This window comes from Pseudomonas sp. NFACC41-3 (assembly GCF_900109505.1).
In the GTDB taxonomy this organism is placed as follows: domain Bacteria; phylum Pseudomonadota; class Gammaproteobacteria; order Pseudomonadales; family Pseudomonadaceae; genus Aquipseudomonas; species Aquipseudomonas chlororaphis.
In genome coordinates this window covers 289,594-315,703 of record NZ_FOAE01000007.1, presented here as the reverse complement: position 1 = coordinate 315,703, position 26,110 = coordinate 289,594, and the positions used below count along the sequence as shown (strand labels likewise).

Below are 26,110 nucleotides of genomic sequence, written 5' to 3'. Positions count from 1 at the left end.
GTGCATCCATGCAGATTTCGGTAAATGAGTTCCTGACACCCCGCCATATTGATGTGCAGGTTGTCAGTCCAACCCGCGCCAAGATCACCCTCGAGCCTCTCGAGCGTGGTTTTGGCCACACCCTGGGCAACGCGCTGCGCCGCATCCTGTTGTCCTCAATGCCCGGCTGTGCAGTAGTCGAGGCCGAGATTGACGGTGTGCTCCACGAGTACAGCGCCATCGAAGGTGTACAGGAAGACGTAATTGAAATCCTGTTGAACCTTAAAGGTCTGGCTATCAAGCTGCACGGCCGTGACGAAGTTACGCTGACCTTGTCGAAGAAGGGTTCGGGGGTGGTTACCGCTGCCGATATTCAGCTGGATCATGATGTCGAGATCGTTAACCCCGATCACGTAATCGCTAACCTGGCGTCTAACGGCGCCCTGAACATGAAGCTCGTAGTAGCTCGTGGTCGTGGTTATGAACCGGCAGACTCGCGTCAGAGCGATGAAGACGAAAGCCGCAGCATCGGTCGCTTGCAGCTTGACTCTTCGTTCAGCCCGGTTCGCCGTATCGCATACGTGGTGGAAAACGCCCGTGTCGAGCAGCGTACCAACCTGGACAAGCTGGTTATTGATCTGGAAACCAACGGTACTCTGGATCCTGAAGAGGCTATCCGTCGTGCTGCAACCATCCTGCAACAGCAGTTGGCTGCGTTCGTCGACCTCAAAGGTGACAGTGAGCCAGTGGTAATCGAGCAGGAAGACGAGATCGATCCGATCCTGCTTCGCCCGGTTGACGATCTGGAACTGACTGTACGTTCGGCTAACTGCCTTAAGGCGGAAAACATTTACTACATCGGTGACCTGATTCAGCGTACCGAAGTAGAACTGTTGAAGACTCCGAACCTTGGCAAGAAATCCTTGACCGAAATCAAGGACGTTCTGGCCTCCCGCGGTCTGTCCCTCGGCATGCGCCTCGACAACTGGCCGCCTGCAAGTCTTAAGAAGGACGACAAGGCGACTGCCTGATCGTCGTAATCACCGAACGTTGTGTTTGGTAAGGAATGAACCATGCGTCATCGTAAAAGTGGTCGTCACCTGAGCCGCACCAGCTCGCACCGCAAGGCCATGTTCCAAAACATGGCGGTGTCGCTGTTCGAGCACGAGCTGATCAAAACTACACTGCCGAAAGCTAAAGAACTGCGCCGCGTTGCTGAGCCGCTGATCACTTTGGCCAAGACAGACAGCCTGGCTAACCGCCGTCTGGCTTTCGACCGTACTCGTTCGAAAGCTATCGTTGGTAAGCTCTTCAACGACCTGGGCAAGCGTTACGCTACCCGTGAGGGTGGCTACCTGCGCATCCTCAAGTGCGGTTTCCGCGCTGGCGACAACGCGCCTATGGCGTACGTCGAGTTGGTTGATCGTGCTGTCGGCGGTGAAGCTGTATCCGCTGAGTAAGACGTCAAATACAAAGAACCGGGCCTAGTGCCCGGTTTTTTGTGTCTGCTGTATTAGAAAATTACTATCGATAGCAATCATTTAATGCATTTGATGCTGTCATCTTGATGGTCGATACTCCTCGTCAGCCGATTAGCCGGCAGTTCCAAGACTGACAGAGGAAGATTGAGCATGAGCCAAAACAAAACGCTTACCACCGCAAGTGGCGCTCCAGTCGCCGATAACCAGAATTCCCGTTCTGCTGGCCCTCGTGGCCCGCTGCTGCTCGATGATTTTCACCTGATCGAGAAGCTTGCCCACTTCAACCGTGAAAACATTCCTGAGCGTCGCGTACACGCCAAGGGCTCGGGTGCCTATGGCACTTTCACTGTGACCCGCGATATCACCGAATACACCAGCGCCAAGCTTTTCGAGTCCGTGGGTAAGCAGACTCCTACCTTCCTGCGGTTCTCCACCGTAGGTGGCGAGCGTGGTTCGGCTGATACCGAACGCGACCCGCGCGGTTTTGCCCTGAAGTTCTATACCGAAGAAGGTAACTGGGACATCGTCGGCAACAACACGCCTGTGTTCTTCATTCGCGATCCACTGAAGTTTCCCGACTTTATCCACACCCAGAAACGTTTGCCGCAGAGCAACCTGAAGAGCGGCCAGGCCATGTGGGACTTCTGGTCACACTCTCCCGAGGCGCTGCACCAAGTCACCATCCTGTTCTCGGATCGCGGGATTCCGGACGGCTATCGTCATATGCACGGCTTCGGTAGCCACACCTACAGCTTGATCAACGCCAAGGGCGAGCGTCACTGGGTGAAATGGCACTACAAGACCCAGCAGGGCATCAAGAACCTGGCACCGGCCGAGGCTGCCCGCCTGGCGGGTACCGATCCGGACTACGCCCAGCGTGACCTGTTCAACGCGATCGAGCGCGGCGACTTCCCGAAATGGAGCGTATGCATTCAGATCATGACCGAGGCTGAGGCTACCGCTCACTACGAGAACCCGTTCGACGTGACCAAGACCTGGTCGCAGAAGGAGTTCCCGCTGATCGAGGTCGGTGAGCTGGAATTGAACCGCAACCCGCTGAACTACTTCGCAGAAGTCGAGCAGGCTGCCTTTGGTCCTAGCAACATGGTTCCAGGCGTCGGCCTGTCGCCGGACCGCATGCTGCAAGGCCGCGTATTCGCTTACGCCGACGCTCATCGCTATCGTGTCGGCACCAACCACCAGCAACTGCCGGTCAACGCCCCACGCAGCCCGGTGAACAGCTACCAGCGCGACGGCTCCATGGCCTTTGGCAGCAATGGTGGCGCGGCACCGAACTATGAGCCGAACAGCTACGCCGATGCGCCGAAGCAGGCTCCTCGCTACGCGGAGCCGGCGCTGGCCCTCAGCGGTGCGGCGGATCGTTACGATCACCGCGAAGACACTGACTACTACAGCCATGCGGGCGCTCTGTTCCGCCTGATGAATGATCAGCAGCAAGCCCTGTTGATCAACAACATCGCCGGTGCAATGGCGGGTGTCAGTTCGGATGTGGTCCAGCGTCAACTGCAGCATTTCTTCAAGGCTGACCCGGCTTATGGAGAAGGAATCGCAAAGGCGTTGGGCGTACAGCTTAACTAAGTCTAAACGAGAAGCAGAACCGCCCTCATTTGGGCGGTTTTTGCGTTTTTTCGGCTACTTTTCTCTGGAATTCTTCACTTTGTTAGCGTTTTTCCAGTGACCTGCAAGTCAGCTTGGTTCAAAATACAGACTTTCAAGCAGGGAGATGTAGGGCGATGCAAGGTCACCCGGACGTAATCGATTACCTCAACACGTTGCTGACGGGCGAACTGGCGGCGCGTGACCAATATTTCATCCATTCGCGCATGTATGAGGACTGGGGCTTCAGCAAGCTCTACGAGCGCATCAATCACGAGATGGAAGAAGAGACTCAACACGCCGATGCATTGATGCGTCGCATCCTGATGCTCGAGGGCACGCCACGCATGCGCCCTGACGATCTGGATATCGGTACCACCGTGCCGGACATGTTCGCCGCCGACCTGCGCCTGGAGTACAAGGTCCGCGCTGCACTGTGCAAAGGCATCGAACTGTGCGAGAAGCACAAGGACTATGTCAGCCGCGACATCCTGCGTGTGCAGTTGGCCGATACCGAAGAAGACCATACCTACTGGCTGGAAAAGCAGTTGGGCCTGATCAAATCGATCGGTCTGGAAAACTATCTGCAGTCGCAGTTCTGATGCTTTAGCCAGCGCCTGCAGGCAAATGCAGGACTGACGAGCACAAAAAAGCCCCTGTCATTTCACAATGGCAGGGGCTTTTTCATTGGGCTCAGGCCCGGTCGCGGGTCAGCAGTGGCTTGAGGTAGTAGCCGGTATGGGATTGCGGCATTTCTGCCAACTGCTCCGGCGTACCCTCGGCAATGATCTGTCCGCCCTTGGAACCGCCTTCCGGCCCCAGGTCCACCAGCCAGTCGGCGGTCTTGATCACGTCCAGGTTGTGCTCGATCACCACCACGGTGTTGCCGTGGTCACGCAGGCGATGCAGAACGTCCAGCAACTGCTGGATATCGGCAAAGTGCAGGCCGGTGGTTGGCTCGTCGAGGATGTAGAGGGTCTTGCCGGTGTCACGCTTGGACAGCTCGCGAGACAGCTTGACCCGCTGCGCCTCACCGCCGGACAAGGTCGTTGCCGACTGCCCCAGCTTGATGTAGGAAAGCCCCACATCCATCAGCGTCTGCAGCTTGCGCGCCAGCGCCGGCACCGGGTCGAAGAACTCCCGCGCTTCCTCGATGGTCATTTCCAGGACCTCGTGGATGCTCTTGCCCTTGTATTTGATCTCAAGGGTTTCGCGGTTGTAGCGCTTGCTCTTGCACACATCGCACGGCACGTAGATGTCCGGCAGGAAGTGCATTTCCACCTTGATCAGGCCGTCGCCCTGGCAGGCTTCGCAGCGTCCACCCTTGACGTTGAAGGAGAAGCGGCCCGGGCCGTAGCCGCGCGAGCGCGACTCGGGTACCCCGGCAAACAGTTCGCGGATCGGCGTGAACAGCCCGGTGTAGGTCGCCGGGTTGGAGCGCGGTGTACGGCCGATCGGGCTCTGGTCGATATCCACCACCTTATCCAGATGCTGCAGGCCGTTGATGCTGTCGTGCGCAGCGGCTTCCAGCGTGGTCGCGCCGTTCAGCGCCGTGGCGCTGAGGGGGAACAGGGTGTTGTTGATCAGGGTCGACTTGCCCGAACCGGAGACACCGGTCACGCAGGTCAGCAGGCCGATCGGAATCTCCAGGTCGACGTTGCGCAAGTTGTTGCCACGAGCCCCTTTTAGGGACAGTGAAAGCTTCTTGTTGCGCGGCGTACGCTTGGCTGGCACGGCGATTTTCACGCGCCCTGACAGGTATTTGCCGGTCAGCGAGTCGGGATGGGACATCACCTCGTCGGGAGTACCCTCGGCGACGATCTGTCCGCCATGCACGCCAGCGCCTGGGCCGATGTCCACCACATAGTCGGCCAGGCGAATGGCGTCCTCGTCGTGTTCGACCACGATCACCGTATTGCCGATATCCCGCAGGTGTTTCAGGGTGCCCAGCAAGCGATCGTTGTCGCGCTGGTGCAGGCCGATGGAGGGTTCGTCGAGGATGTACATCACCCCCACCAGGCCGGCGCCGATCTGGCTGGCCAGACGAATACGCTGCGCCTCGCCGCCGGACAGGGTATCGGCGCTGCGATCCAGGGTCAGGTAATCCAGGCCGACATTGACCAGGAACTGCAGGCGCTCGCGGATTTCCTTGAGGATCTTGTCGGCAATCTCGCCACGGCGTCCGGTCAGAGACAAAGTGCCGAAGTAATCGGTGGCATCGCCGATCGGCAGGCTGGTAACGGCCGGCAATGTCTTCTCGCCGACCCACACGTGGCGGGCTTCGCGACGCAGGCGGGTGCCGCGGCAATCCGGGCACGGCTGGGTGCTGAGGAACTTGGCCAGCTCCTCGCGCACGGTGGCTGATTCGGTCTCGCGGTAGCGACGTTCCAGGTTCGGCACTATGCCTTCGAACGGGTGGGAGCGTTTGACGATATCGCCACGATCGTTGAGGTACTTGAAGTCGACGTTCTGCGTGCCGCTGCCGTTGAGAATGACCTTCTGCTGGTCGGCCGGCAGCTGGTTGAACGGCACTTCCAGGCTGAAGCCGTAATGCGATGCCAGCGAGCCAAGCATCTGGAAGTAATAGACGTTACGCCTGTCCCAGCCACGAATCGCCCCTTCGGCCAGGGTCAGCTCGCCATTGACCAGGCGCTTGATGTCGAAGAACTGCTTGACCCCCAGGCCATCGCAGGTTGGGCAAGCACCGGCCGGGTTGTTGAAGGAGAACAGCTTGGGTTCCAGTTCGCTGATGGCGTGGCCACAGATCGGGCAGGCGAAGCGCGCGGAGAAGATGATCTCTTCACCGGGTTCGTCGTCCATCGGCGCCACCAGGGCGATACCGTCGGCCAGCTTCAGCGCGGTCTCGAACGACTCGGCCAGACGCTGCTGCAGGTCGGCGCGGACCTTGAAGCGGTCGACCACCACATCGATCGAGTGCTTCTTCTGTTTATCCAGCTTCGGCAGCTCATCCAGCTCGTAGAGCTTGCCGTTGACCCGGGCGCGGACGAAACCCTGGGCGCGCAGTTCCTCGAAGACCGACAGGTGCTCGCCCTTGCGCTCGCGAATCACCGGCGCCAGCAGCATCAGCTTGCTGCCTTCCGGCTGGGCCAGCACCAGGTCGACCATCTGGCTGACGGTCTGGGCTTCCAGCGGGATGTCGTGATCCGGGCAGCGTGGCGTACCCACGCGTGCATACAGCAGGCGCAGGTAGTCGTAGATCTCGGTGATGGTGCCCACGGTGGAGCGCGGGTTGTGCGAGGTGGATTTCTGCTCGATGGAAATTGCCGGCGACAAACCTTCGATGGTGTCGACGTCGGGTTTTTCCATCATCGACAGGAATTGCCGGGCATAGGCCGACAGCGACTCGACATAACGGCGCTGGCCTTCGGCGTACAGCGTATCGAACGCCAGGGACGATTTGCCGGATCCGGACAGGCCGGTGATGACGATCAGTTTGTCCCGTGGCAGGGTCAGGTCGATGTTCTTCAGGTTGTGGGTTCGGGCCCCACGAATCAGGATCTTGTCCAAAGTGGCCTCGCTCGGCGGGCGTCGAAAACGTAGGAGTATAAGGGCAAATACTGGATGGATGCACACTATCAAATGAGGTCTGTGCAGCCGTAGATGAAACCTGCGCGGCAAAGCGTCGCCATATACCCCGTCAATCGATCGGACTGGTAGAATCGCCGCCGGTTCACACGAGGTTTTTCCATGCATGATCCCCACAGCGAGCGCATGAGTGGCGCCGAGACCCGCGCGGCAAGCGGTCTGGCCCTGGTGTTCGCCTTCCGTATGCTTGGCATGTTCATGGTGTTGCCGGTCCTGGCGACCTATGGGATGGACCTGGCGGGAGCGACCCCGGCCCTGATCGGGTTGGCGATCGGCGCTTACGGCCTGACCCAGGCGATTTTCCAGATCCCGTTCGGGATCATTTCCGACCGCATCGGCCGTCGTCCGGTGATTTACCTGGGGCTGATCGTCTTTGCCCTGGGCAGTGTGCTGGCGGCCAACGCCGATTCGATCTGGGGCGTGATCGCCGGGCGCATCCTGCAGGGCGCCGGGGCGATTTCCGCGGCGGTCATGGCGCTGTTGTCGGACCTGACCCGCGAGCAGCACCGCACCAAGGCCATGGCCATGATCGGCATGACCATCGGCCTGTCCTTTGCCGTGGCCATGGTGGCCGGCCCGCTGCTGACCCGCGCTTTCGGCTTGCCCGGGCTGTTCTTCGCCACCGGCGGCATGGCGCTGCTGGGAATTTTCATCGTTGCCTTCATGGTGCCGCACTCGACCGGCCCGTTGCAGCACCGCGAATCCGGGGTCGCGCGCCAGGCCCTGTTGCCGACGCTCAAGCATCCGGACCTGCTGCGCCTGGATCTTGGTATCTTCGTGTTGCACGCGATGCTGATGTCGAGCTTCGTCGCCTTGCCGCTGGCCCTGGTGGAAAAAGCCGGCCTGCCCAAGGAACAGCACTGGTGGGTCTACCTCACCGCGCTGTTGATCTCCTTCTTCGCCATGATCCCGTTCATCATCTACGGCGAGAAGAAACGCAAAATGAAACGAGTTCTGCTGGGCGCGGTCAGTACGCTGCTGCTCACCGAGCTATTCTTCTGGGAGTTCGGCGACAGCTTGCAGGCGCTGGTGATCGGCACGGTGGTGTTCTTCACCGCGTTCAACCTGCTGGAAGCTTCGCTGCCGTCGCTGATCAGCAAGGTTTCACCGGCCGGTGGCAAGGGCACGGCCATGGGGGTCTACTCCACCAGCCAGTTCCTCGGTTCGGCGCTGGGCGGCATTCTCGGCGGCTGGTTGTTCCAGCATGGCGGTTTGTCGGTTGTGTTCCTGGGGTGTGCAGGACTTGCTGCCCTGTGGTTGGCCTTTGCTGTTACCATGCGCGAACCTCCTTACGTGACGAGCCTGCGCTTGCCGTTATCGCCCGAAGCGATCCGCGAAGCCGGTCTGGTCGAGCGCCTGAAGGCCGTTGTTGGGGTAACAGATGCAGTGATGGTGGCCGAAGAAGCCGCCATTTACATCAAATTGGACACCGAATTATTGGATCGCGCGACCCTCGAGCAGCTGGTCAACCCAGCCCGATCGGCGTGCGAAGCCTAGGAGAACGTTATGGCCCGTGGGGTTAACAAAGTCATATTGGTCGGCACTTGCGGCCAGGATCCTGAAGTTCGCTACCTGCCTAACGGTAACGCCGTGACCAACCTGAGTCTGGCCACCAGCGAACAATGGACCGACAAGCAGACCGGCCAGAAGGTCGAGAAGACCGAGTGGCACCGTGTGTCGATGTTCGGCAAGGTCGCGGAAATCGCCGGCGAGTACCTGCGCAAAGGTTCGCAGGTCTACATCGAAGGCAAGCTGCAGACCCGCGAGTGGGAAAAAGACGGCATCAAGCGTTACACCACTGAAATCATCGTCGACATGCAGGGCACCATGCAGCTGCTGGGCGGCCGTCCTCAGGGCGACCAGGGCCAGGGCATGGGCAACTCCGCGCCACGTCCGCAGCAGTCGCGTCCGCAGCCTTCGCAGGCGCCACAACGCGAATCGCGTCCAGCGCCTCAGCAGTCCTCGCCACAGCCGGCGCAGAACTTCGACGACAGCTTCGATGACGATATTCCGTTCTAGGCCATACCTTAGATTTTTTTGTAAAGTTTAGCCACGAAGCCCCCGCCATGCGGGGGCTTCGTGTTTTATAAGTGTTAAAAATATTCTTAGCAAATTCCTAGGAGGTACTACCCTGTAAAAATGTAAAGAATAGGTGGCTGCTATGAACCTGTCTCTTCGCAGGGTTAAGTCCTCAAATGGTGAGCGCCTCATCGTTCTTGTCGATGAGCTTGGCATGCCTTTGTTTTACCCTGCGCTCTACGTAACCGTGCACATGCGCGGACGCTCATTAGCTCTGAATACAATTCAAAGCGCGCTCAGTGCCCTCAAAGCCATGTATGCATGGCAGAGTTATTACAGCATTGATGTCGAATCGCGTTTTTCGTGTGGTGAGCTGCTGCTAAGTCACGAAATCCATTCGCTGCGTGATTTCATGCAGAAGCCCTTGGCCGATGAGGATGGGGGGAGTGTCGTATCAATTTCCCGCAGGGTGCGAACCGTAAGTAAAGGCAATCAGTACGCGCGGATGTCAGTAATTGCGGACTATCTGGGTTTTCTCGCAGACCAAAATCTCCCGGCCTCTATTTCGAGCCATGATGGTGTTGGGCGAATGGTGTCGCAGATCAAGGCCAACCGACCGAAGACCTCGAATAAGTCCAATGTGAGTCGAGAAGAGAAATATCTGGATGACTCGGTGCTTGATACGCTGGAAAACACGTTGAGGCCAGGCTCAGCTAGCAACCCGGTGCGAGAGTATGCCGTCCAGGTACGTAACGCGCTAATGTTTGCCATTCTCCGTATCACCGGGCTGCGCCGGGGCGAGCTGTTAAATCTAAAAGTTGAAGATATTGACTTTGGAATGAACACAATGCAGGTCGTCAGACGCCCAGATTCAAAGGAGGATGCGAGGGCCTATCAGCCAGTCGTCAAGACGCGGGAGCGGGTCTTCCCGCTGATACCTGAACTTTCAGATCAGATTTATAACTATGTAATCAGGCTCAGAAATAAAGTACCTGGCGCCAAAAAGCACGGCTATCTCTTCATAACGCATAAGTCGGGAGTTTCGCAGGGGCTACCGTTATCGAATGCTGGGTTTGGTAAATTCATGGGTCTGCTGAAAAATATCGTCGAAGGTAATAGCGATATCCACGCTCATTCCCTACGCCATCATTGGAACTATTCTTTCTCGAAAATCTGCGAAATCCAAGGCATCACACCTCAGCGCGAAGAAAAGATTCGTTCATATCTCATGGGTTGGAGTGAGACTTCTGGCACCGCTGCGACCTACAACCGTAGGCATACCAAAGAACAGGCAGGTAAAGCGGTTCTTGAACTTCAATATAAACATCTTGGTAAGGCTCTTAAGGACGGTGCTGTATGAACGTGCTCACGTCGTACGCTTGTACCAATGAAGAGTTTTACTCAAGAGAGGGTTATTTAGTAAGGCTTGATGATGATCGATGGAAGCTAAGTAAGGATGTTGAAATTCCCCTTTCTTTAGTGAAGCCATTGTTAAGTGAAGCTATGTACCTAGCATTTCGGCATGTACTAGCATTTTACGCCAGATCCGGTTCTCCTTCGCACGTCCAGAATTTGTTTTATCGCTGTAAGTATTACCTCGAGTCTACCGTAGGGTTAAATCCTTTCAGTATCGAGTCACTGATTTCGTACCGCTCTACGTTGGACGTGAAAACGGAGTGGTATTTGGGGACACTGCGTGGACTCATCAGGCAGTGGGATAGACTCGGATATGCAGGTATTCCTAAAGACGCGCTAACTCTATTGGACAAATGGACGCTCAAAGGGAATGAAAAAGGCTATGCGGTTCAATCGATGTGCCCCGATAGCGGACCGCTGACAGATATCGAAATGGAGGGCATTACAGCAGCACTCATCAGGGACTATGTGGCGAATCGCTTGGCGCTGATTGATGCGTGTTTTGCACTGACTTTGGCCATGACAGGGCGGCGACCTAGTCAGATTACCGGATTGAAATTGCGCGATCTTATTTGTCGATCAGACAGATACTTCATCAGTTTTCCCCGTGCCAAGCAGCGTAGTCAGTCTTGGCGTACATCTTTCAAAGAGTTTGCGATAGTCGAAGACCTCTGGCTACTTCTGCAGCAGCAAGCCGTACAAGTTCAGCGTGCATTTGCCCGCAGGCTGGGAAAAGAGGTTCCGCTGGACTTGGTGGCGGATCTGCCGCTATTTCCAGTAATGAGTGCGTTAGACGCGCGATCCGATCTCAGAAGCCAATTGGTTGGAGATCGTTTGCACGCACCCAGCGCCTCAGTGAAGGAGTCGATGGATGAGGTGGCAAAAACGACGGGCGTTTTCAGTGAGCGCACAGGGGGCTTGCTGCGCCTGAATCCGACCCGCTTTCGTTACACGCTGGGCACCAATTTAGCCAGAGAAGGCAGGGGCGAACTTGTCATTGCGGAAGCACTTGATCATTCCGATACTCAAAACGTTGGAGTGTACGTCCGGAACATTCCTGAGATTGTCGAACGAATTGATAAAGCGGTTGCGTTGCAACTGGCGCCCATCGCACAAGCGTTTCAAGGCGTGCTTGTCGTGTCTGAGAGAGACGCGAAGCGCGGAGATGACCCAAACAGCAGAATTTCCAATGGTGCTGTAAACCTTGGCACCTGCGGTAGCTATGGTTTTTGCGGCGCCCTTGCCCCCGTTGCTTGTTACACCTGCAGTCACTTCCAGCCATGGTTGGACGGTCCACATGAAGCTGTCCTGGAGGGCTTGATCAATGAGCGCGACAAGGTCATGGAGCGGACGGAAGACAGGAAAATCGCTTCCGTAAACGACCGATTGATTCTTGCCGTAAGCGATGTGGTTAACCGCTGTATTTCGATGAAAAAGGAGGTCGCTCGTGGCTGAACTCCTCCTGTTCAAGCCGAAGCATGTAATCGATGCCAAAACCAATCTCAGTGATTTCATTGAGATGTGTCGTGACAGGCTTACGGTATTCGGGGCTGATCTCGAGTGGGAGCGCGACACCTGGCCAGGAGTGGGTAATTTCACCGTTATGGGGGCACCCGCTCGTGGATTTACCGACAGCCAGCTACTAAATTTCGAAATCGTCCCTTTCGCCAAGGCGTATGTGCGGTACCAGCAGGGGCATAAACCCAACAAGCTCAAGAATGAGTTTAAAGCGATTCGCTGCATCGAGAAGGCGCTTTTGCAAGTCAAAGGGCGAGCGGATATCACGCTAACAGATATTCAAGTTATGGATGTAGCCGCTGAGGTTGCCCGAGAATACAAGTCGACTGCATATCAAGCGGGCAGTAGTTTGGTGCACCTCATAAATTTTCTCAACGAAAGTAAAATCATTCCAAGGCCTGTCAATTGGAGAAATCCGATCTCTAAGCCAAAGGAAATACACCGAACAGACGTGGATGGGAAAAAGAAACGAGCTGAAAAAATGCCCGAACAGCACTTGCTTGAGTATATGGGCGAGATGTTCGCAAACGATCTTCAGGCTCCTCGAGATCGATTTACGACTTCGATATTCGCTTTATTGATGTGTGCTCCATCACGTATCGGTGAAGTTCAGGACCTACCGATTAACTGCTTGCACATAGAGGTCGACAGCAAAGGTGTAGAGCGCCTTGGTCTGCGTTTCTATGCGGGTAAAGGTTACGGCGCTGATATCAAGTGGGTTTCGACCGTGACAAAGGATATAGCCGTCGAAGCTGTGCGGCGTCTGACCGAGATGTCTGAAGAAGGTCGAAGGTTGGCCTCTTGGTATGAGACACAGCCCGATAAGTTTTATCGCCATGCTGGCTGCCCAAATGTTGGCGAGCTCGAACCGCTATCGGATGAACAGGCTGCCATGGCGCTCGGGTTATCCCTACAGCATCTGAATGTCGATCCTTATTTCAAAGGTTACGAGCCCTATCAGGAACTCAAGGCGAAGGGAGAACGTTTGACCTTGGCATTTCTGAACAAGTTTGCTCATAGCCAGCTACCGGAAGGCTGGCCTTGGAAGAGCAAGGATCGGCATATCAGGTATTCGCAAGCACTTTGCTGCTTCCGCCTTCACGAGTTGCACCTCAATCGTACGACCAGTCCTTTACTGCTTTGGTCACCGGGTAAAAGCACCTTCACGACCGACCTGAATTACATTCCAGGTCAAGAGAGCAATATCTGGCGTCGCCATGGCTATGCCAATCTGGTTGGTAATGACATTTCCATGACTTCGCATCAGTTGCGACACTTTTTGAACACGGTTGCTCAGAGGGGGGATCTCGGTCAGCTAGATCTTGCCAAGTGGTCTGGTCGCGCGAATATCCATCAGAACGCTACCTACAATCACATGAGCGACGATGAGTACGTTGATCTTGCTAGGCAGGCTGGAGTTGGAGGCGTTCTCGCTAAAATTAAAGCGAACACGCCGGTGACGTTTACTGACCTGAATGCCATAGGTGAAGGGATTGCTCACGTAACCGAGTATGGGTTCTGTGTCCATGACTTCTCCATGTTGCCATGCCAGAAGCACCGCGATTGCTTGAACTGCACCGAGCAGGTTTGTATCAAGGGAGACGATGAAAGATTAGAGCGCTTGATGCAGCAACGCGATGGAATTCGCCAGCAGCTAGAAAAGGCGCAAGAGGCAAGTGAGGGCGGCTTGTACGGCGCAGATCGGTGGAGCCAACATCAACATAAAACACTGGAACGAGTCAGTCAGCTCATCGAGATACTTGCGTCGCCGAAAACTCCGATAGGATCAGTGATTTGCTTGAGCAATGATCAGGAATTCAGCCCCCTTAAGCGTGAATTGGATGCCCGCTCAGATGCCTCAGAGCGTGTTCCGCTAGCATCGTCAAGCCAGCCAGCTTTTGATGAAATGCGAGCGCTGCTTAGGGGGAATGATGGCTAAGCATTTGACCCGCAGGGACATCGAAATCCTGGTCGGCATCGTCGATGTCTGGGAAGGGAAGTTGAGTTGGGACGCGCTGTGCGATGCCGCTGCACCTCTAATCGGTGGGCGGCCGACTCGACAGACGCTTAGCTCGCATGGCCAGGTTAAGACGGCGTTCGCGCATAAGAAAGAGCAGCAAAAAACAGGTTTTGTTGCTGGGAAAAGGCCAGCAAGCTTGAGTATTGCCGAGCAACGAATCAAGCGTCTCGAAAATGAAAATGATCGGCTTCGGGATGAGAGCTCTAGATTGCTCGAGCAGTTTATTCGATGGCAATACAATGCCTATAAGCATGGCCTCTCGAAAGACAAGCTTGATGCGCCATTACCCGATATTGAGAGATGAAACCAAGAGTGTTTCTCTTCCTGTCAGTTTGCAGCTCATAAATCACACATGCCGAGCTCTTTGCGTACCAGTGTCAGCAGGTCTTCCGGTGACAGGGATCTATCTTTAATTAGGTAGCTTTTTGCAAGAATCGTCACGGGATGAATGCCAATGGTTGAAGCGAATTCATCCAGCTTCTCGATAGAGGGGGTCTTCAGGCCGCGCTCAACGTCGCTCACGTAGCTCTGACTTGCACCTATGCTTTCCTGCGACAGATCCTTACTCATTCTGAGTTCTCGCAGGGCCTGCCCAAATGCGTATTTCAGTTCCAATGTGCATTACTCGCAAAAGGAACGATAAGGCCTTTACAGGAATAAAAGTGCTATACTCAATAGAGTATAAATTGGAGGGATGATATGTTTCGTACCTACGCAGATGCTGAAATTCAGATTGGCGAGGCTTTCGGATCAGATTGTCATCTGTGGCGCTTTATTGAGCATGGGCTTCATCAGCCCTGGTTTTATGTGACGCTGGCTAAACTAACTAAAGACGGTAAATATCGAGATATGCTGATGCTGTCTGATATTGTTAATCTTGAAGGTTTGGTTTTTTCTCGGTCTGAGTTGGTGAAAATTGAAGAGGTTCAATTAGTCAGTCCTGGGTACTTTAATAAAAGCGGGTCTTGGTTGATGGAACCCTTGCTAAGTATCTCAAAGGGTAAGTTTAGATCTGGTGGCTACTACTATGTTTATAGGGTTTTAGGAGGAGGGTGCTATATTTCTAGCGGAGGTGGTTGTGTTTCGGATCGTATAGAGGAAAGTGAAGTTTCGGTTTTTGAAGGGGGAGGTAATGATTAGCTTGTTGCGCTTGGCGGTGAGTTACGAGGGTTGGTGAGTTAATTTTTTGCTTCGGCGCATGGGGTTGTAGTTCTGCCTATGTCACGATAGTTTGCGAAAGAGAATACTCGCGAGCTACTCCTTATCTCACCAATCTGTATCTTTTTTTGATATTAAGTAGTTGAGTTTTTTTCCGTCAGCTGCAAGTCGACGGCCCGATGCACGTTGTCTTTTTTTACCTTCCATGCGAATGATCTGTAGCGGGCTAGGTCTCACGTCCTCGACCAACGAACTGAGGCGCTCAAGCGCATCAATAGTTCGAAGCACGCTAATCAAATTAGCTACAGTACCTTTTCCGTGATTGAGCAGGAGGTTTAGTGTTTGTCGGCTTATAGCTGCGTTTTTTGCGACCTCCTCTAGGCTGATATTCCTCTTCAAGCGGAGTGCCTGAATCCGTGCGCCAATGGTTTGCGCAATTACTTGGTCTGTGTTTGCTTTTAGTCTCATAGTGTCAGCAATTTTAGCCCGTAAGTGGATTTTTTTGAGTTTTCGTAAGCTATTGTTGACGTTATGCCTTTCTAGACTCTAGCACTCAGCGCGGATCGGTTAGGCGTTTGAGGCACCATAGCCGGTATGGAAGCAAACTCCAACGCCTTGCAGGGACCGCTATCGGTCAGAGGCTCCTTATCACTGTTCAATTTGCGGGCTTGATTGGTTTCGCCTCGACTACCAAGCAGCCATATTGCTTTTTGAAATGCTCATTGGCAGACATCGAGAGTGGTCAAGGATACAATGCGCCTCATTCGACCCGGGACAACTGGATGAGTCCACCAGCGTGGTACTTTTCGGCTGGAGAGGGTCACCAGCGTGGAAAAAGGATCAATGACTTCTATTCCGATTGGCAAAACAGATGCCCATTTCTCTGGGCATGAAACCTTTCCGCTCCGCCAGATGTGGCTCAAAAAGGCCGTGGACAAGGCTGATGCTGATGGTCACTTGTCCAAAAGCACCTTCTCTGATGAGAAGGCTATTGCCGATTTTGGCGTCGGTAGAAACATGGTCGCCTCTATTAAGCATTGGGCTCTCGCATGCGATGTGATAGCTGAAGATGATTCGCGTCGCCATTTTTCTCTCACGCCTGTTGGAAGAGCGATTTATGGAGATAACGGTTTCGATCCTTATTCTGAAAATCCTGTCACTGCATGGCATGCCCATTGGTGCCTCGCAGGTCGTGGTACCCGAGCTACAACGTGGTACTGGCTATTTAACGTGTTTTCGGCACAGTCGTTTAGCCGAGAGGAGGCCCTCCCCACTCTCACCAAGTACGCGCTCTTAGCGGCTAAGGGGAAAAAACTGTCCCAAGCTACGTTGAGCAGGGATTTGGATACATGCTTGCGTGGCTATGCTCCCAAAGCTGCATCGGCCTCGGTCGAGGAAGCCGCTGAGTCCATGCTCGCAGAGCTAGGCTTGCTTCAAGAGGAGCGCAAGGGAGTTTTCTCGTTTCGTCGTGGCCCGAAATCGACGTTGCCGGACGCTTTCTTTGCATGGGCGCTTCTCGACTATTGGACAAATGAGCGCAGAGCCGAGTCTTCTTTGACTATTGAAGCAGCAGCTTACGCGCAGGGTTCTCCGGGACGGGTCTTCAAGCTCGACGAGGAATCAGTTGCTGAACGCTTGTTTGCCCTTGCTGACCTTACGGAAGGCAAACTCCGGTGGTCCGACACCTCAGGACTTCGCCAAATCCATCGTGGCGATTTCGATCATGAGTTGCTGATGTCCAAGCTTTTGAGAAAATCCTATGACCAATGAGCTAATTGCCGCTCCTGATCAATCTCGCGTGAGAATCACAAGGCACTATCGTCGATCTGTCCGGATCGACGCAGATCTTGGACGGCCTGATGCCTTAGAAGGTTATCTCCTGACCGATACTGCACGGGAAGCTCTTTCCGTAATGACAAGGCAGATCGCAGGTACCAATCAGCGCGCCTTTACATGGACGGGGCCCTACGGCGGGGGCAAGTCATCGCTCGCGCTCGTACTTGCAGCAGCTGTCTCTAATGACAAGATGCTACGACAGGAAGTGGCCGGTGTTGTGGGAGAAATTCCGCATTTCCAAGAGGCATTTTCGGTAGACGATGCAGAATGGCTCGTCATCCCGGTGGTGGGAAAGCGCGGTAGCGTGACCACTGAAATCGCTAAAGCGTTTGAAAAAGCTCTTGGAAAAGATGAGAGCTACTCGGCACCTGAGAGTCTTATCACGGATTTGGCTGCTGAAGCCGCACGTGAAGACCGTGCAGGAGTCTTGTTAATTGTCGATGAAATGGGCAAATTCCTAGAAGCCTCGGCTACCGGTGGCGACGATGTCCACTTCTTCCAAGACTTGGCCGAGATGGCTGCCCGCTGCCAAGGCAAATTAGTCGTGGTGGGTATACTTCATCAAGCATTCCGGCAATACGCTTCTCGTCTAGGTATCGAGGCTCGGGAAGAATGGGCGAAGGTCCAAGGGCGTTTCTCTGACGTTTCATTCGTCGCGACCGGTGATGAGGTAGTTGAACTTATCGGAAGGGCTATTCAATGCGAGATAACTCATCCCTGCACTTTGGAAGCAAGTAACACCGTTGGTTTGGCTATATCCGGGCGTCGGCCAGCTGTTGGTTCTGGTATGGGGGAGCTCTTGGATCATTGCTGGCCCCTTCATCCAGTGACCGCAGCGCTTCTAGGACCTGCCTCGCGTCGTCAGTTTGGGCAAAACGAGCGCAGTGTGTTTGGATTTTTGACCTCGCTTGAACCTTACGGCTTTCAGGACTTTCTTGCTCAATGGGATGGGCAAATAGCTTACGGTCCTGAAAGATTTTGGGATTACCTGAGAGCGAACCTGGAGCAGGCTATTTTGGCATCGCCTGACGGCCACCGTTGGGCTCAGGCTGTCGAGGCGGTAGAAAGAACCGTATCCAAAGGAGGTGCCGACGCTGAAGTGGCGTTGGCGAAATCTCTCGCACTTATTGATATGTTTCGGAGCGTTTCGGGTCTTGCTGCAGATGATAGCGTGCTCCGGACGGTGCTGCCTCAACATTCTCCCCTTGAAGTTGGTGCAATGCTTGAGCAGCTGTCTACTTGGCGTGTTGCTCTCTATAGAAAGCACGTTGGGGCTTGGACAATTTTCGAGGGCAGCGACTTTGATATTGATGAGGCAGTTTCTAAAGCAAGGGCGACATTCGTATCCGCAGATATGAAAACGTTAACTGCGGTAACGAATCTTCATCCGGTTATCGCTAAGCGTCACTACAACCAAACGGGAACGTTCCGATGGCTCGGTGTTTCTATGCATACCGTCCAAGAAGCGGAGCGTCTCGCAAAAACGTATCACCCCGAGGGAGGAGAGTTCGGTCGTCTCGCCCTAGTTTTGCCTGAGCGCCATTCCACTACAGAGGACGCCGCCAAAGCATTATCTGGGCTGCCGATTGACCCTAAATGTCCAATTTTTTTCGGTATACCACCTAATCATGAGTTGATCGCTGATCTTGGTTCTGAGTTGCTGTCTCTTCGGATCGTTTTTGAAGGCCGCCCAGAGTTGGAGGGGGACTCAGTGGCACGGCGCGAGGTCAGTGCTCGACTATCCTCGGTTAAGGGGGCGCTTGAGGAGGCGCTCAGAGATGCTATCAGCAGCGCAGATTGGAGATTGAAAGGGGCGCAAAAGAGCTCCGACACGCTGTCCTCACTAGCTTCTGAGATGGCAAGTGAGATATTCGGGGAGGCTCCCAAGGTATGGAGCGAGCTTGTTAACCGGGATGCATTATCCGCCAACAGCGTAAAAGCTCGCCGCGACTTGCTTCACAGGATGGTCGGCAACGGCTTTGAGGAAAATCTCGGGATTGAAGGCTTCCCTGCCGAGAGAGGATTGTACGAGACGCTTCTGTCGTCCACTGGGTTACATCATAGAGACCTAGATGGTAGTTGGCGCTTCTGTCCGCCCAAGAAGTCCGATGGAAGGAGCCTTCACCCGTTGTGGAGTGCTGCGCTGAAGATGGTCTCCACGCGGATCGCGGGTACAATCGCGATAAAGGAATTGCATGCTCTCTGGGCCGCGCCTCCCTATGGTGTGAAAAATGGATTGATGCCGGTTCTAACTGTGGCTTTTATGCTTGCCCATGCCGATAAGGTCGCGGTCTACCGCGATGGTGTATTTGAACCGAGGCTCACGGATGTAGACGTCGACGAAATGTTGCAGGACGCAAGCCGCTTTTCGCTACGTTGGGTTGACGAAGATGCCGATAGAAGGCTTGCCCTGAGCGCGCTGTCAGTAATGTTGGCAGGCTGTGGCTTCAGTACCGCAAGCGATACACCGCTTGAAGTAGCTAGGGCCCTTGTGGCACTGGTCTTTTCTCTTCCTATGTGGGCTAGACGCACCCAACGTATATCTCCAGAAGCTCGCGCCGTTCGCGACATACTGCTGAAAGCATCTGACCCGCACAGGCTGCTTTTTATAGATCTACCCGAAGCATTAGCCGCTGTCCCTACAGATATTTGTGATCGGCTTGAAGCTCCCTTGAAGGAGATGCTAGCGGCATATCCCGAAATGTTGAGGAAACTTGATAGTCGGCTTGCCGATGCTGTTGATGGCAAGGCGGGTGATGATCCTGAGCTGAGGGACCGTGCCGAGTACATTGCTAAGGTCACCGGAGATCTTCGTTTAGAAGGGTTCGCTGCAAGGCTCCGCAAGCGTGATGGTTCTACCAAGTCTATCGAAGGCATATTGAGTCTTGCGGTGAATAAGCCACCTAAAGATTGGACCGATCTTGATGTCGATGCCGCTCTCGTGGCTGTTGCAGATCTATCGCTCGCCTTCCGCAAGGCGGAAGCTCTAATTTCCGTGAAGGGGAGACAGCCTGGTCGGGAGTCTTTCGCCATTGTGATTGGTGCCGGTGGATCTTCATCTGTAGTAGCCAAAGACTTTGAGGTCGCTGGTCGAGATCGACAGGCTGTCCGCGGCGCGGCGGACAGGGTTATCGAGCTCCTGAAAGCTTCGGGCCTGGAGGGGAATTTGTTACTCGCAGCTTTGGCTCAGGCAGGTACTGTACTCGTGAGCAAAGAGGAGGCTGAGCATGCGTGAGCGACATCTGCTGGGGTTATCCGGCGGACGCGATAGCGCGGCCCTCGCACTCTACGTCCGTCAAACACGGCCCGAACTTGAAGTTGAATACTTTTTTACAGATACAGGTGAGGAGCTTCCTGAAGTTCAGGAGTTTCTGGGACGTTTGGAAGGTTTTTTAGGCCAACCTATATTGAGGCTCAATCCTCGACGTGACTTCGAATTCTGGCTCAAAGAGTACAATAACTTCCTACCCTCTCCACAAACACGTTGGTGCACTCGCCAGTTGAAATTGGCTCCTTTCGAGGAGTGGATACGGCCAATGCTGGCGAAAGGTGAGAAAGTCTTTTCATACGTCGCAATTCGCTCGGATGAAGACTACCGTGAGGGCTACTCTTCCAAGCACGAAAACCTAAAGGTAGTGCTGCCCTTTCGAATGGACGGTATAGACAAAGCTGGAGTCCTCGAGCTCCTCGAGTCTTCTGGTGTGGGGCTGCCCCGATACTATGAATGGCGAAGCAGAAGTGGATGCACATTTTGTTTTTTTCAGCAGAAAATCGAATGGGTCCGTCTGCAGGAGCGGCATCCCGACGCATTTGAAGAGGCAAAGGCGCTTGAAAAAACAGCTTTGGAGCAGGGGTCTCCTTTTACCTGGACTAAGGGGGAGCCGCTGACTGAGCTGGAGAAGCCTGAGCGAGTGGGAGCGATTCGAAAGGAATATGAGGCTCGTCTTTTAAGAAACAAAGCTCGTAGACCACGTAATCCGCTTCGCCCATGGGAAGAAAACTTAGATATCGATGACGTGTATGGAGTTGATGAGGCGGATGGAGGTTGCGCTGTCTGCCATAAATGATCTATTGGCAGTTTTCCTATCCATTAATAGTCTGTTAAGTTGACAAACGCTACGGGGCGACTCATTTGCGGCTTACGATCATCTGATGCCGCCCCTCACTCACTGTGCTCGACAGTTTAAGCGTGCCAAACAGCCAATATGATCTTTGTTTTATTTACATCGTGCGCCAGCCACTTTTCATGGTTGATTGAGCTCTTGAGGTCTCCCATGGAAGTTGGTTTATCCTTGCAATAAATTACCAAGTTTTCGCTGGTGTATTTTCCCCCAGCCTTAAGTTGTATGCCCATATAAACGCGAAGAAGCTCATCGTTAATAGATTCGGGAAATGCTGCAATTATAGAGCTAAGGCTTTCTTGGTCAATATGAAGCTCATCCGAGTTACCTCGGCTCATTGCGTGCCCAGATAACGAAGTGCCTGCAAGTAAAGCTGCGGGATCAGCTTGCGACAATGTGCCTGCTAGCAAAGCGGTCCCTTGTAGGTGCCAGCTACTTAAGGTGCGTTGAAGTCCAACCCGCGAAGCTCTTGAGCTGTATATGGCTGCGATGCTTTGAGCCTGGTCAAGACGAAGTTCGCCTACAGACGTCCAGCCATTCACAAAATCTTCAGCAAATTCTTGAATAGATGGCGTACGGATATTTCTTAAGTTCCATCCCAGCGTATCAGTTTCCGTATCTGTCGCCGTCGAGCTGAGATAGACCATCGCCTGGTTCTTTTCTTGATTTAAAGGGCGCGAGCGAACTCCGCTAACAAGGAGTAATGAGACTTTATCGAATGCATCATCCTTAGCTTGAGCGAGGTCACATGCCTGCGTGAGATTTAGCCACTCTCCACCATCGTTTGAACGCAATACCATACCAAAGCGAAGATTTTTCTTCAGCCATTGCGCCTTGCTGAGGGCGGAAGCGGCGGCAGGATACGTTGTATGATCAAGGCTTGGCCCCCCACGCCACTCCATACTCCTCATTAATCCTCGGATAGCTGCTCGCGAATCACCTATTTCGGCGACTGGCGCGATAACATTAGTGTTGCGATGCTCAATCAAAGAATCGCCAAGTGTACGAAGCGAGTTGCGAATTCCGGTATATGATTCTAGTGCGGTCAGTAAATGACGACTAATACACTCCTCCACATACCGGCAGAAGTCGTCATTATCTAAAGTTGCGGTTTCGTGGAGTATGTCCATGGCTTGCAAGTCTAGTTCCCATAGCTTTTTTGCTTGGTCCAGAGCCGCGAGCTCTAACGCTTTAGAGGTCTCGCCCACAAAATTTTCAACTGCTGAAATAAATGGCCTGTCGGATGCGAGCTGATAAAGAGTAGTCTTCCAGTGGATTAAATCGTCATCACTCATCGGCTTACCCATAATCCGCATCCTAGAGCTAGAAGCTTTAAGTATGGGGCGGATATCTCGGAATTCTGAGCGCAGTTGAGCTACGTGAGTGGACATCAATATAACTTGGAGTGGGTTCTCGCAGTCCTTGTGTGTCGTAATCACGGAGTCAATGAACGGAAGTGTTTGTTGGTTGGAGTTTTTAACTAAATAATAATCAACAATTACCAGGTCGTAATATTTGTCGGAGGGGATAGATGGGGTAGAGTAGAAATCAATATTCTCCTCAAGTACTCCCGTGCCCAAAAGAAGCCCCTGTATCCGTCTAACAGGAGCTGCATTGTCATAGCGAAATTCGAGAACTTTACGAACAGCGTCGCTTAACCGAGCTGGCGCCTCTTCGCGTATCGACTTATCGGACAGCGGTGAAGCAAGGTCGGGAATTGTTTCTATGTTCAGACCATGTCTGTTTAACACTTCGATATAAGCTTCGTAGTCGGGGTCATTGGGATCCCCAAGCAGTGCTGCAACGTCGCCGTCGATGGAGAGAAGGTCTGAGGTGCAAATATCTTCAGATAAGTCATCGTCAACAATTGCAATCTTGATTACTTTCGCGTCAAGCAAAGATTTTTTGAGATCCATACCTATTCCTTGGGAAGCTCAAGTACAAAGCCTCTGAAGCGGCCATCATCGTCCGCTGAGTCCAATACAAGCTTTGCTTCGTGATAAGTCGCAACCTCGGCTGCGATGAAAAGGCCGAGGCCTTGGCCGCGCGGCCGTAGTGAAAAGCCGGCCGTGAAGATTCTGTTCTTATCCGCTGGTGAAATTCCCGGACCGTTATCCCTTAGAGTCAACGTACGAGACTCGGGGTCGAGTTCGATTGAAATACATCGTTCGGTCCTGCCAGCTTTAGCGCCTTGTTGTACCCAGTATATAGAGTTGGTAATTAGGTTTTCAATCGCTAGACTCACGAAGCCACGGACCATGTTTACCTTAACTGGTCGAAGCTCTGGCTCATTAGAGATAAATAATTTGCAGTTCACTTCATGTCGTTCAAAGCGAGCTGCATAACCTTCAACTATAGTGTTTAGTAATGCTGCTAGGTCGAAAGTTTCTTTTCGGTGTCGACCAGACGGAGTTAGAGGATCTAGCTGGCGTAGCCGCGTATTGATAGCTTTGATTTCTGCGTCTAATTTACTGAGGAGTGTTTTTGTTTGTGGTGATTCATCTTTAGAAAGCTTCTGCATCAGCTGTCGAGTATGGCCGGTTGTTCTAGTCAGTTCGTGCAGCACACCTGACATTACAGTGCCAACACCGGCCAGTTCAAGAATATCTTCTCGACGCTCTCCAGCTAGCTTACTTGCTTCTTCAAAACGTGTGACTTCATTCTTAATGAAGTGAAGATGATCAGCAATGGACTGGACCGAACCCTGTACCTCTGGCGAAACTTTTGAGCGAATGTCGGTCAAGCCTTGTTCGGCTTGAACGACCCTTGCCCTTATCGTGGCAGGGGCGCTTTCCACAATGTCATCGAGTTTGGCTTTTTTCTCCGCCTGACCTTCGTGCTCAATGTACCGCCGAAGCTCATCAATCGCGAACTTTGTCAGCATCTCTCGAACAAGATTAGCCTCGGGGGATTCAATGAGACCTTCACGGTTTGAGCGATCTACTAAACCAGGGTTCTCCGCTCTGGAGATTTCTAATGCGCCTACAGTTTGAATACGGTTGACAGCAAATCCGCCTCGTTTTAACGCTGAGCTATCTAATCCCAGCCAATCTTCGCCTGTAGACTGTCCTGAAAACCCTACCCGAAAACCATCGCGATAAATCGCGATACCGCCGCACCATATATTGAGCTCTTCTTTCGCCGCTTTCCAGTTGCCATGCAATGTCGCTTGCTGGCGAAGGTGATCGCGATTGAACCAGCGGATCGTCGCACGAATAGGACCGATTTTTTTTAACGCCTCGATGTTTGTGGTCAACGCGTGCTCGAGTTCTGCGACTGTTCTTTTAGTTATTTCTGGCTCATTGCCACGTTGGTAATCAATTAAGTCAGTTCTTAATATGTTGCTGCTATCTTCGACAAATCCGTTCGGATTAAATGAAAGCTCCATGTCGGCCTGAACTAGATCCGTTAGTACTTTTTTCATTCCTTCGATGGGGATGCGCGCGCCACTATTTACATAAACGTCGATAGGAAAACCTAACGGCTTCTTCTTTTCGCTCTTGTCGCTTTGGCGTTCTTTATCTTGCTCTTCAGGATTATCTTCGGATTTGACGAACGGATTTTGCAGGCGACGTAGGAAGTCACCAACTAATTTATTTCGGACTTTTTCTTCTGTCCAGTGGCTCTTCAGAGCCGAGATCGTAATCACTGTTCCCGATGGGGATTGGCGAGGGCGCACCGTTGGTTTTATATCAAGACTTATATCGTTTATTTCTTTGGTCGGGTCGTCGAACAGTCTCCAATCAAACTGTATTTCGTGGGGTTGGCCGTCCTTAGTCCAAGACGTCACATTTGCGTTGTCCCCAAGGCGCATCATAGCCAGACGACCGATCCCTTTATTGCCAAGAATTTTGCGACTAAGATCCTTGGAGTTGTTTGTCATCAGTTTAGATGGTGTGCCGATTGCCAGAAACACAGATTCAAGTGTCTCCGCGTCCATTCCACAACCTGTATCTTCGATTGAAATATAATTGATCGACTCTATTAGGTTTTTTATTTGTTCTTTGGAAGAGTGAGGGTCTAGTTTTTGTAGTAGCTCATGGACTCTTTGGGTGTTGCTAGGAACAATGGTCGCGCTAACAATGTCTTCTTTTATTTCTGCAATCGTCGCTTTTAAGGTCGTTGCGTCTTTACTTTGATTTATCTTTCTGATGCTTTCGTCAATTGTTGAGTGAGGCACAGGAATGTGTATATCAATTTTTACTCTAGGCGACTCTGCGTCAAACGCATTCTTGATGAGTTCATTAATAGCCACCTCGTCAGAGGTAATCAACTCTGCTCCAAGATGCACTAATGTCCTAGCAGCTACCGAAAAAATTGCCACTTGATTCAAATCCTTAATAGATGTTGATAGGCACAGTTTTAAGTCGGAAAATTATAGCAATCTTCTACTCAGTAGCCATGGAGCCAGAAAATCACCATAGGCGCATTGTGAAAATCCTCTCCAGATTAGCATGTGCAGATGATGCCATGATGATGTCATGGTCTCAATATCCCTCAAATTTGACGCTTAGACTTTTCTTATCGGTAATAGGCCGGGAAGCTAATCATGCTCCTTATCGATGAGACGGATATTCACCTGAAATCGCGGTGCAGTGTCTATCAGTAGCCTGATACACATCGGCTGCTGGCCCTTTCCAGGTTTTCTCTGTCTCCTGAGTGACAGGAAGTCTTGATCTTGCCTTGGCACTCTCGAATGAGAGAGCTGAGTTTCCGACTGGCTCAGACGGAGTGTGGAAGGATGCTTTTCCTAGCGTCACCAGCAACACTGGTATAGGTGCGATCATGCATCGAGTGTCTGAGGGTGGCCTGCCAACGCCTCTGTCTGACCCATCTGCTCGGCAATCGTGATGCCGAAAGCTTTGCTTCAGTATGAATAGCAATGTGAGCGAGGCGGGCGACGCTTCGAGTTGAAAAACATCTCGGCAAGCTTGTATTTTCTTTGCACAACATAACGAGAAATAGCCGGAAGCAGATGCTGAGCTGGGCGCCTGCTATTGGCCAGCAAGCCGGGTTAAGGGCGTGCGATCTTGTCGTCAACCAATTTTGAGCGGCGATGAAGCCGTGAGTTAGCCACTGAGCGGTTAGCGCCATAAACGATGTTGGGGCAGGCGCGAGCGGCAAGTGCTGTGTTCGACTCGGATACAAGAACTAACCAGCTTGAGCGAAGTGCAGTGCGGTCCCACCTGATGCGTATGGCTAGTCTTGAACAGGATCTTGGCATGAGATGCGGATGGGCAAAGCGCGGCTACCACCGACAACGTTCAACCGATTCTGTTGAAAAAGTCGGCCATGGTTTCCACGGCAGAAAAGTGCGCGCTTGAGATTGAAATCTTTGC

At 53.0% G+C, this 26,110-nt stretch carries 18 protein-coding genes; 14 read left to right on the top strand and 4 right to left on the bottom strand.

What is annotated here, in order from left to right; all coding sequences use genetic code 11:
* The first annotated feature begins 8 nt into the window (after positions 1 to 8).
* From rpoA to bfr, 4 genes are all read left to right on the top strand, one after another.
* Positions 9 to 1,010, top strand: a complete 1,002-nt coding sequence (gene rpoA / locus BMY68_RS29210; protein ID WP_007924176.1) for a DNA-directed RNA polymerase subunit alpha — start codon at positions 9 to 11, stop codon at positions 1,008 to 1,010.
* A 42-nt stretch (positions 1,011 to 1,052) separates the two neighbouring features.
* Positions 1,053 to 1,439 carry a 50S ribosomal protein L17 gene (gene rplQ, locus BMY68_RS29205; RefSeq protein WP_007924175.1) on the top strand — a complete coding sequence of 129 codons (387 nt, stop codon included), beginning with the start codon at positions 1,053 to 1,055 and terminating at the stop codon, positions 1,437 to 1,439.
* 171 nt (positions 1,440 to 1,610) lie between these two features.
* Complete coding sequence (locus BMY68_RS29200) at positions 1,611 to 3,059, top strand: catalase (protein ID WP_085534444.1); 1,449 nt, start codon at positions 1,611 to 1,613, stop codon at positions 3,057 to 3,059.
* A 155-nt stretch (positions 3,060 to 3,214) separates the two neighbouring features.
* Complete coding sequence (bfr, locus tag BMY68_RS29195) at positions 3,215 to 3,679, top strand: bacterioferritin (protein WP_007924173.1); 465 nt, start codon at positions 3,215 to 3,217, stop codon at positions 3,677 to 3,679.
* 91 nt (positions 3,680 to 3,770) lie between these two features.
* Here bfr and uvrA read toward each other — a convergent pair whose 3' ends face one another.
* Positions 3,771 to 6,605 (bottom strand): excinuclease ABC subunit UvrA, encoded by a 2,835-nt coding sequence (gene uvrA / locus BMY68_RS29190; protein WP_007924172.1) that lies wholly within the window; start codon positions 6,603 to 6,605, stop codon positions 3,771 to 3,773.
* A gap of 180 nt (positions 6,606 to 6,785) precedes the next feature.
* On the opposite strand from uvrA, the gene BMY68_RS29185 reads away from it, so the two are divergent.
* From BMY68_RS29185 to BMY68_RS29160, 6 genes are all read left to right on the top strand, one after another.
* Positions 6,786 to 8,180, top strand: coding sequence for an MFS transporter (locus BMY68_RS29185; RefSeq protein WP_062824453.1), 1,395 nt, complete (start codon positions 6,786 to 6,788; stop codon positions 8,178 to 8,180).
* A gap of 9 nt (positions 8,181 to 8,189) precedes the next feature.
* On the top strand, positions 8,190 to 8,702 hold the full coding sequence (locus tag BMY68_RS29180; protein WP_009045846.1) for a single-stranded DNA-binding protein: 513 nt from the start codon (positions 8,190 to 8,192) through the stop codon (positions 8,700 to 8,702).
* 142 nt (positions 8,703 to 8,844) lie between these two features.
* On the top strand, positions 8,845 to 10,062 hold the full coding sequence (locus BMY68_RS29175; protein WP_085534446.1) for a tyrosine-type recombinase/integrase: 1,218 nt from the start codon (positions 8,845 to 8,847) through the stop codon (positions 10,060 to 10,062).
* On the top strand, positions 10,059 to 11,573 hold the full coding sequence (locus tag BMY68_RS29170; protein WP_085534448.1) for a site-specific integrase: 1,515 nt from the start codon (positions 10,059 to 10,061) through the stop codon (positions 11,571 to 11,573). The genes BMY68_RS29175 and BMY68_RS29170 overlap by 4 nt, the downstream gene beginning before the upstream one ends.
* Positions 11,566 to 13,575 carry an integrase gene (locus BMY68_RS29165; protein WP_085534450.1) on the top strand — a complete coding sequence of 670 codons (2,010 nt, stop codon included), beginning with the start codon at positions 11,566 to 11,568 and terminating at the stop codon, positions 13,573 to 13,575. Before BMY68_RS29170 ends, BMY68_RS29165 begins: the two co-directional genes overlap by 8 nt.
* Positions 13,568 to 13,960, top strand: coding sequence for a hypothetical protein (locus BMY68_RS29160; protein ID WP_085534697.1), 393 nt, complete (start codon positions 13,568 to 13,570; stop codon positions 13,958 to 13,960). The genes BMY68_RS29165 and BMY68_RS29160 overlap by 8 nt, the downstream gene beginning before the upstream one ends.
* 35 nt (positions 13,961 to 13,995) lie before the next feature.
* Here BMY68_RS29160 and BMY68_RS29155 read toward each other — a convergent pair whose 3' ends face one another.
* The gene (locus BMY68_RS29155; protein WP_085534451.1) at positions 13,996 to 14,271 is read right to left on the bottom strand and encodes a helix-turn-helix domain-containing protein; all 276 of its coding nucleotides are present in this window, start codon (positions 14,269 to 14,271) and stop codon (positions 13,996 to 13,998) included.
* Between the two features lie 84 nt (positions 14,272 to 14,355).
* Between BMY68_RS29155 and BMY68_RS29775 the strand changes: the two genes are divergently transcribed.
* From BMY68_RS29775 to BMY68_RS29135, 4 genes are all read left to right on the top strand, one after another.
* Positions 14,356 to 14,796 (top strand): FTH domain-containing protein, encoded by a 441-nt coding sequence (locus tag BMY68_RS29775; RefSeq protein ID WP_139214913.1) that lies wholly within the window; start codon positions 14,356 to 14,358, stop codon positions 14,794 to 14,796.
* Between the two features lie 861 nt (positions 14,797 to 15,657).
* On the top strand, positions 15,658 to 16,584 hold the full coding sequence (locus tag BMY68_RS29145) for a DUF4007 family protein (protein WP_085534455.1): 927 nt from the start codon (positions 15,658 to 15,660) through the stop codon (positions 16,582 to 16,584).
* Entirely contained in the window at positions 16,574 to 19,885 is a 3,312-nt protein-coding gene (locus tag BMY68_RS29140) for an ATP-binding protein (RefSeq protein WP_085534457.1), read from the top strand. The genes BMY68_RS29145 and BMY68_RS29140 overlap by 11 nt, the downstream gene beginning before the upstream one ends.
* Positions 19,878 to 20,717: a phosphoadenosine phosphosulfate reductase domain-containing protein gene (locus tag BMY68_RS29135; RefSeq protein WP_085534459.1), complete on the top strand. Its 840-nt coding sequence runs from the start codon at positions 19,878 to 19,880 to the stop codon at positions 20,715 to 20,717. Before BMY68_RS29140 ends, BMY68_RS29135 begins: the two co-directional genes overlap by 8 nt.
* A gap of 116 nt (positions 20,718 to 20,833) precedes the next feature.
* Here BMY68_RS29135 and BMY68_RS29130 read toward each other — a convergent pair whose 3' ends face one another.
* Both BMY68_RS29130 and BMY68_RS29125 read right to left on the bottom strand, forming a co-directional pair.
* On the bottom strand, positions 20,834 to 22,687 hold the full coding sequence (locus tag BMY68_RS29130) for a hypothetical protein (RefSeq protein ID WP_085534461.1): 1,854 nt from the start codon (positions 22,685 to 22,687) through the stop codon (positions 20,834 to 20,836).
* 2 nt (positions 22,688 to 22,689) lie between these two features.
* Positions 22,690 to 25,095 (bottom strand): sensor histidine kinase, encoded by a 2,406-nt coding sequence (locus BMY68_RS29125; RefSeq protein ID WP_085534463.1) that lies wholly within the window; start codon positions 25,093 to 25,095, stop codon positions 22,690 to 22,692.
* Positions 25,096 to 26,110: the final 1,015 nt, after the last annotated feature.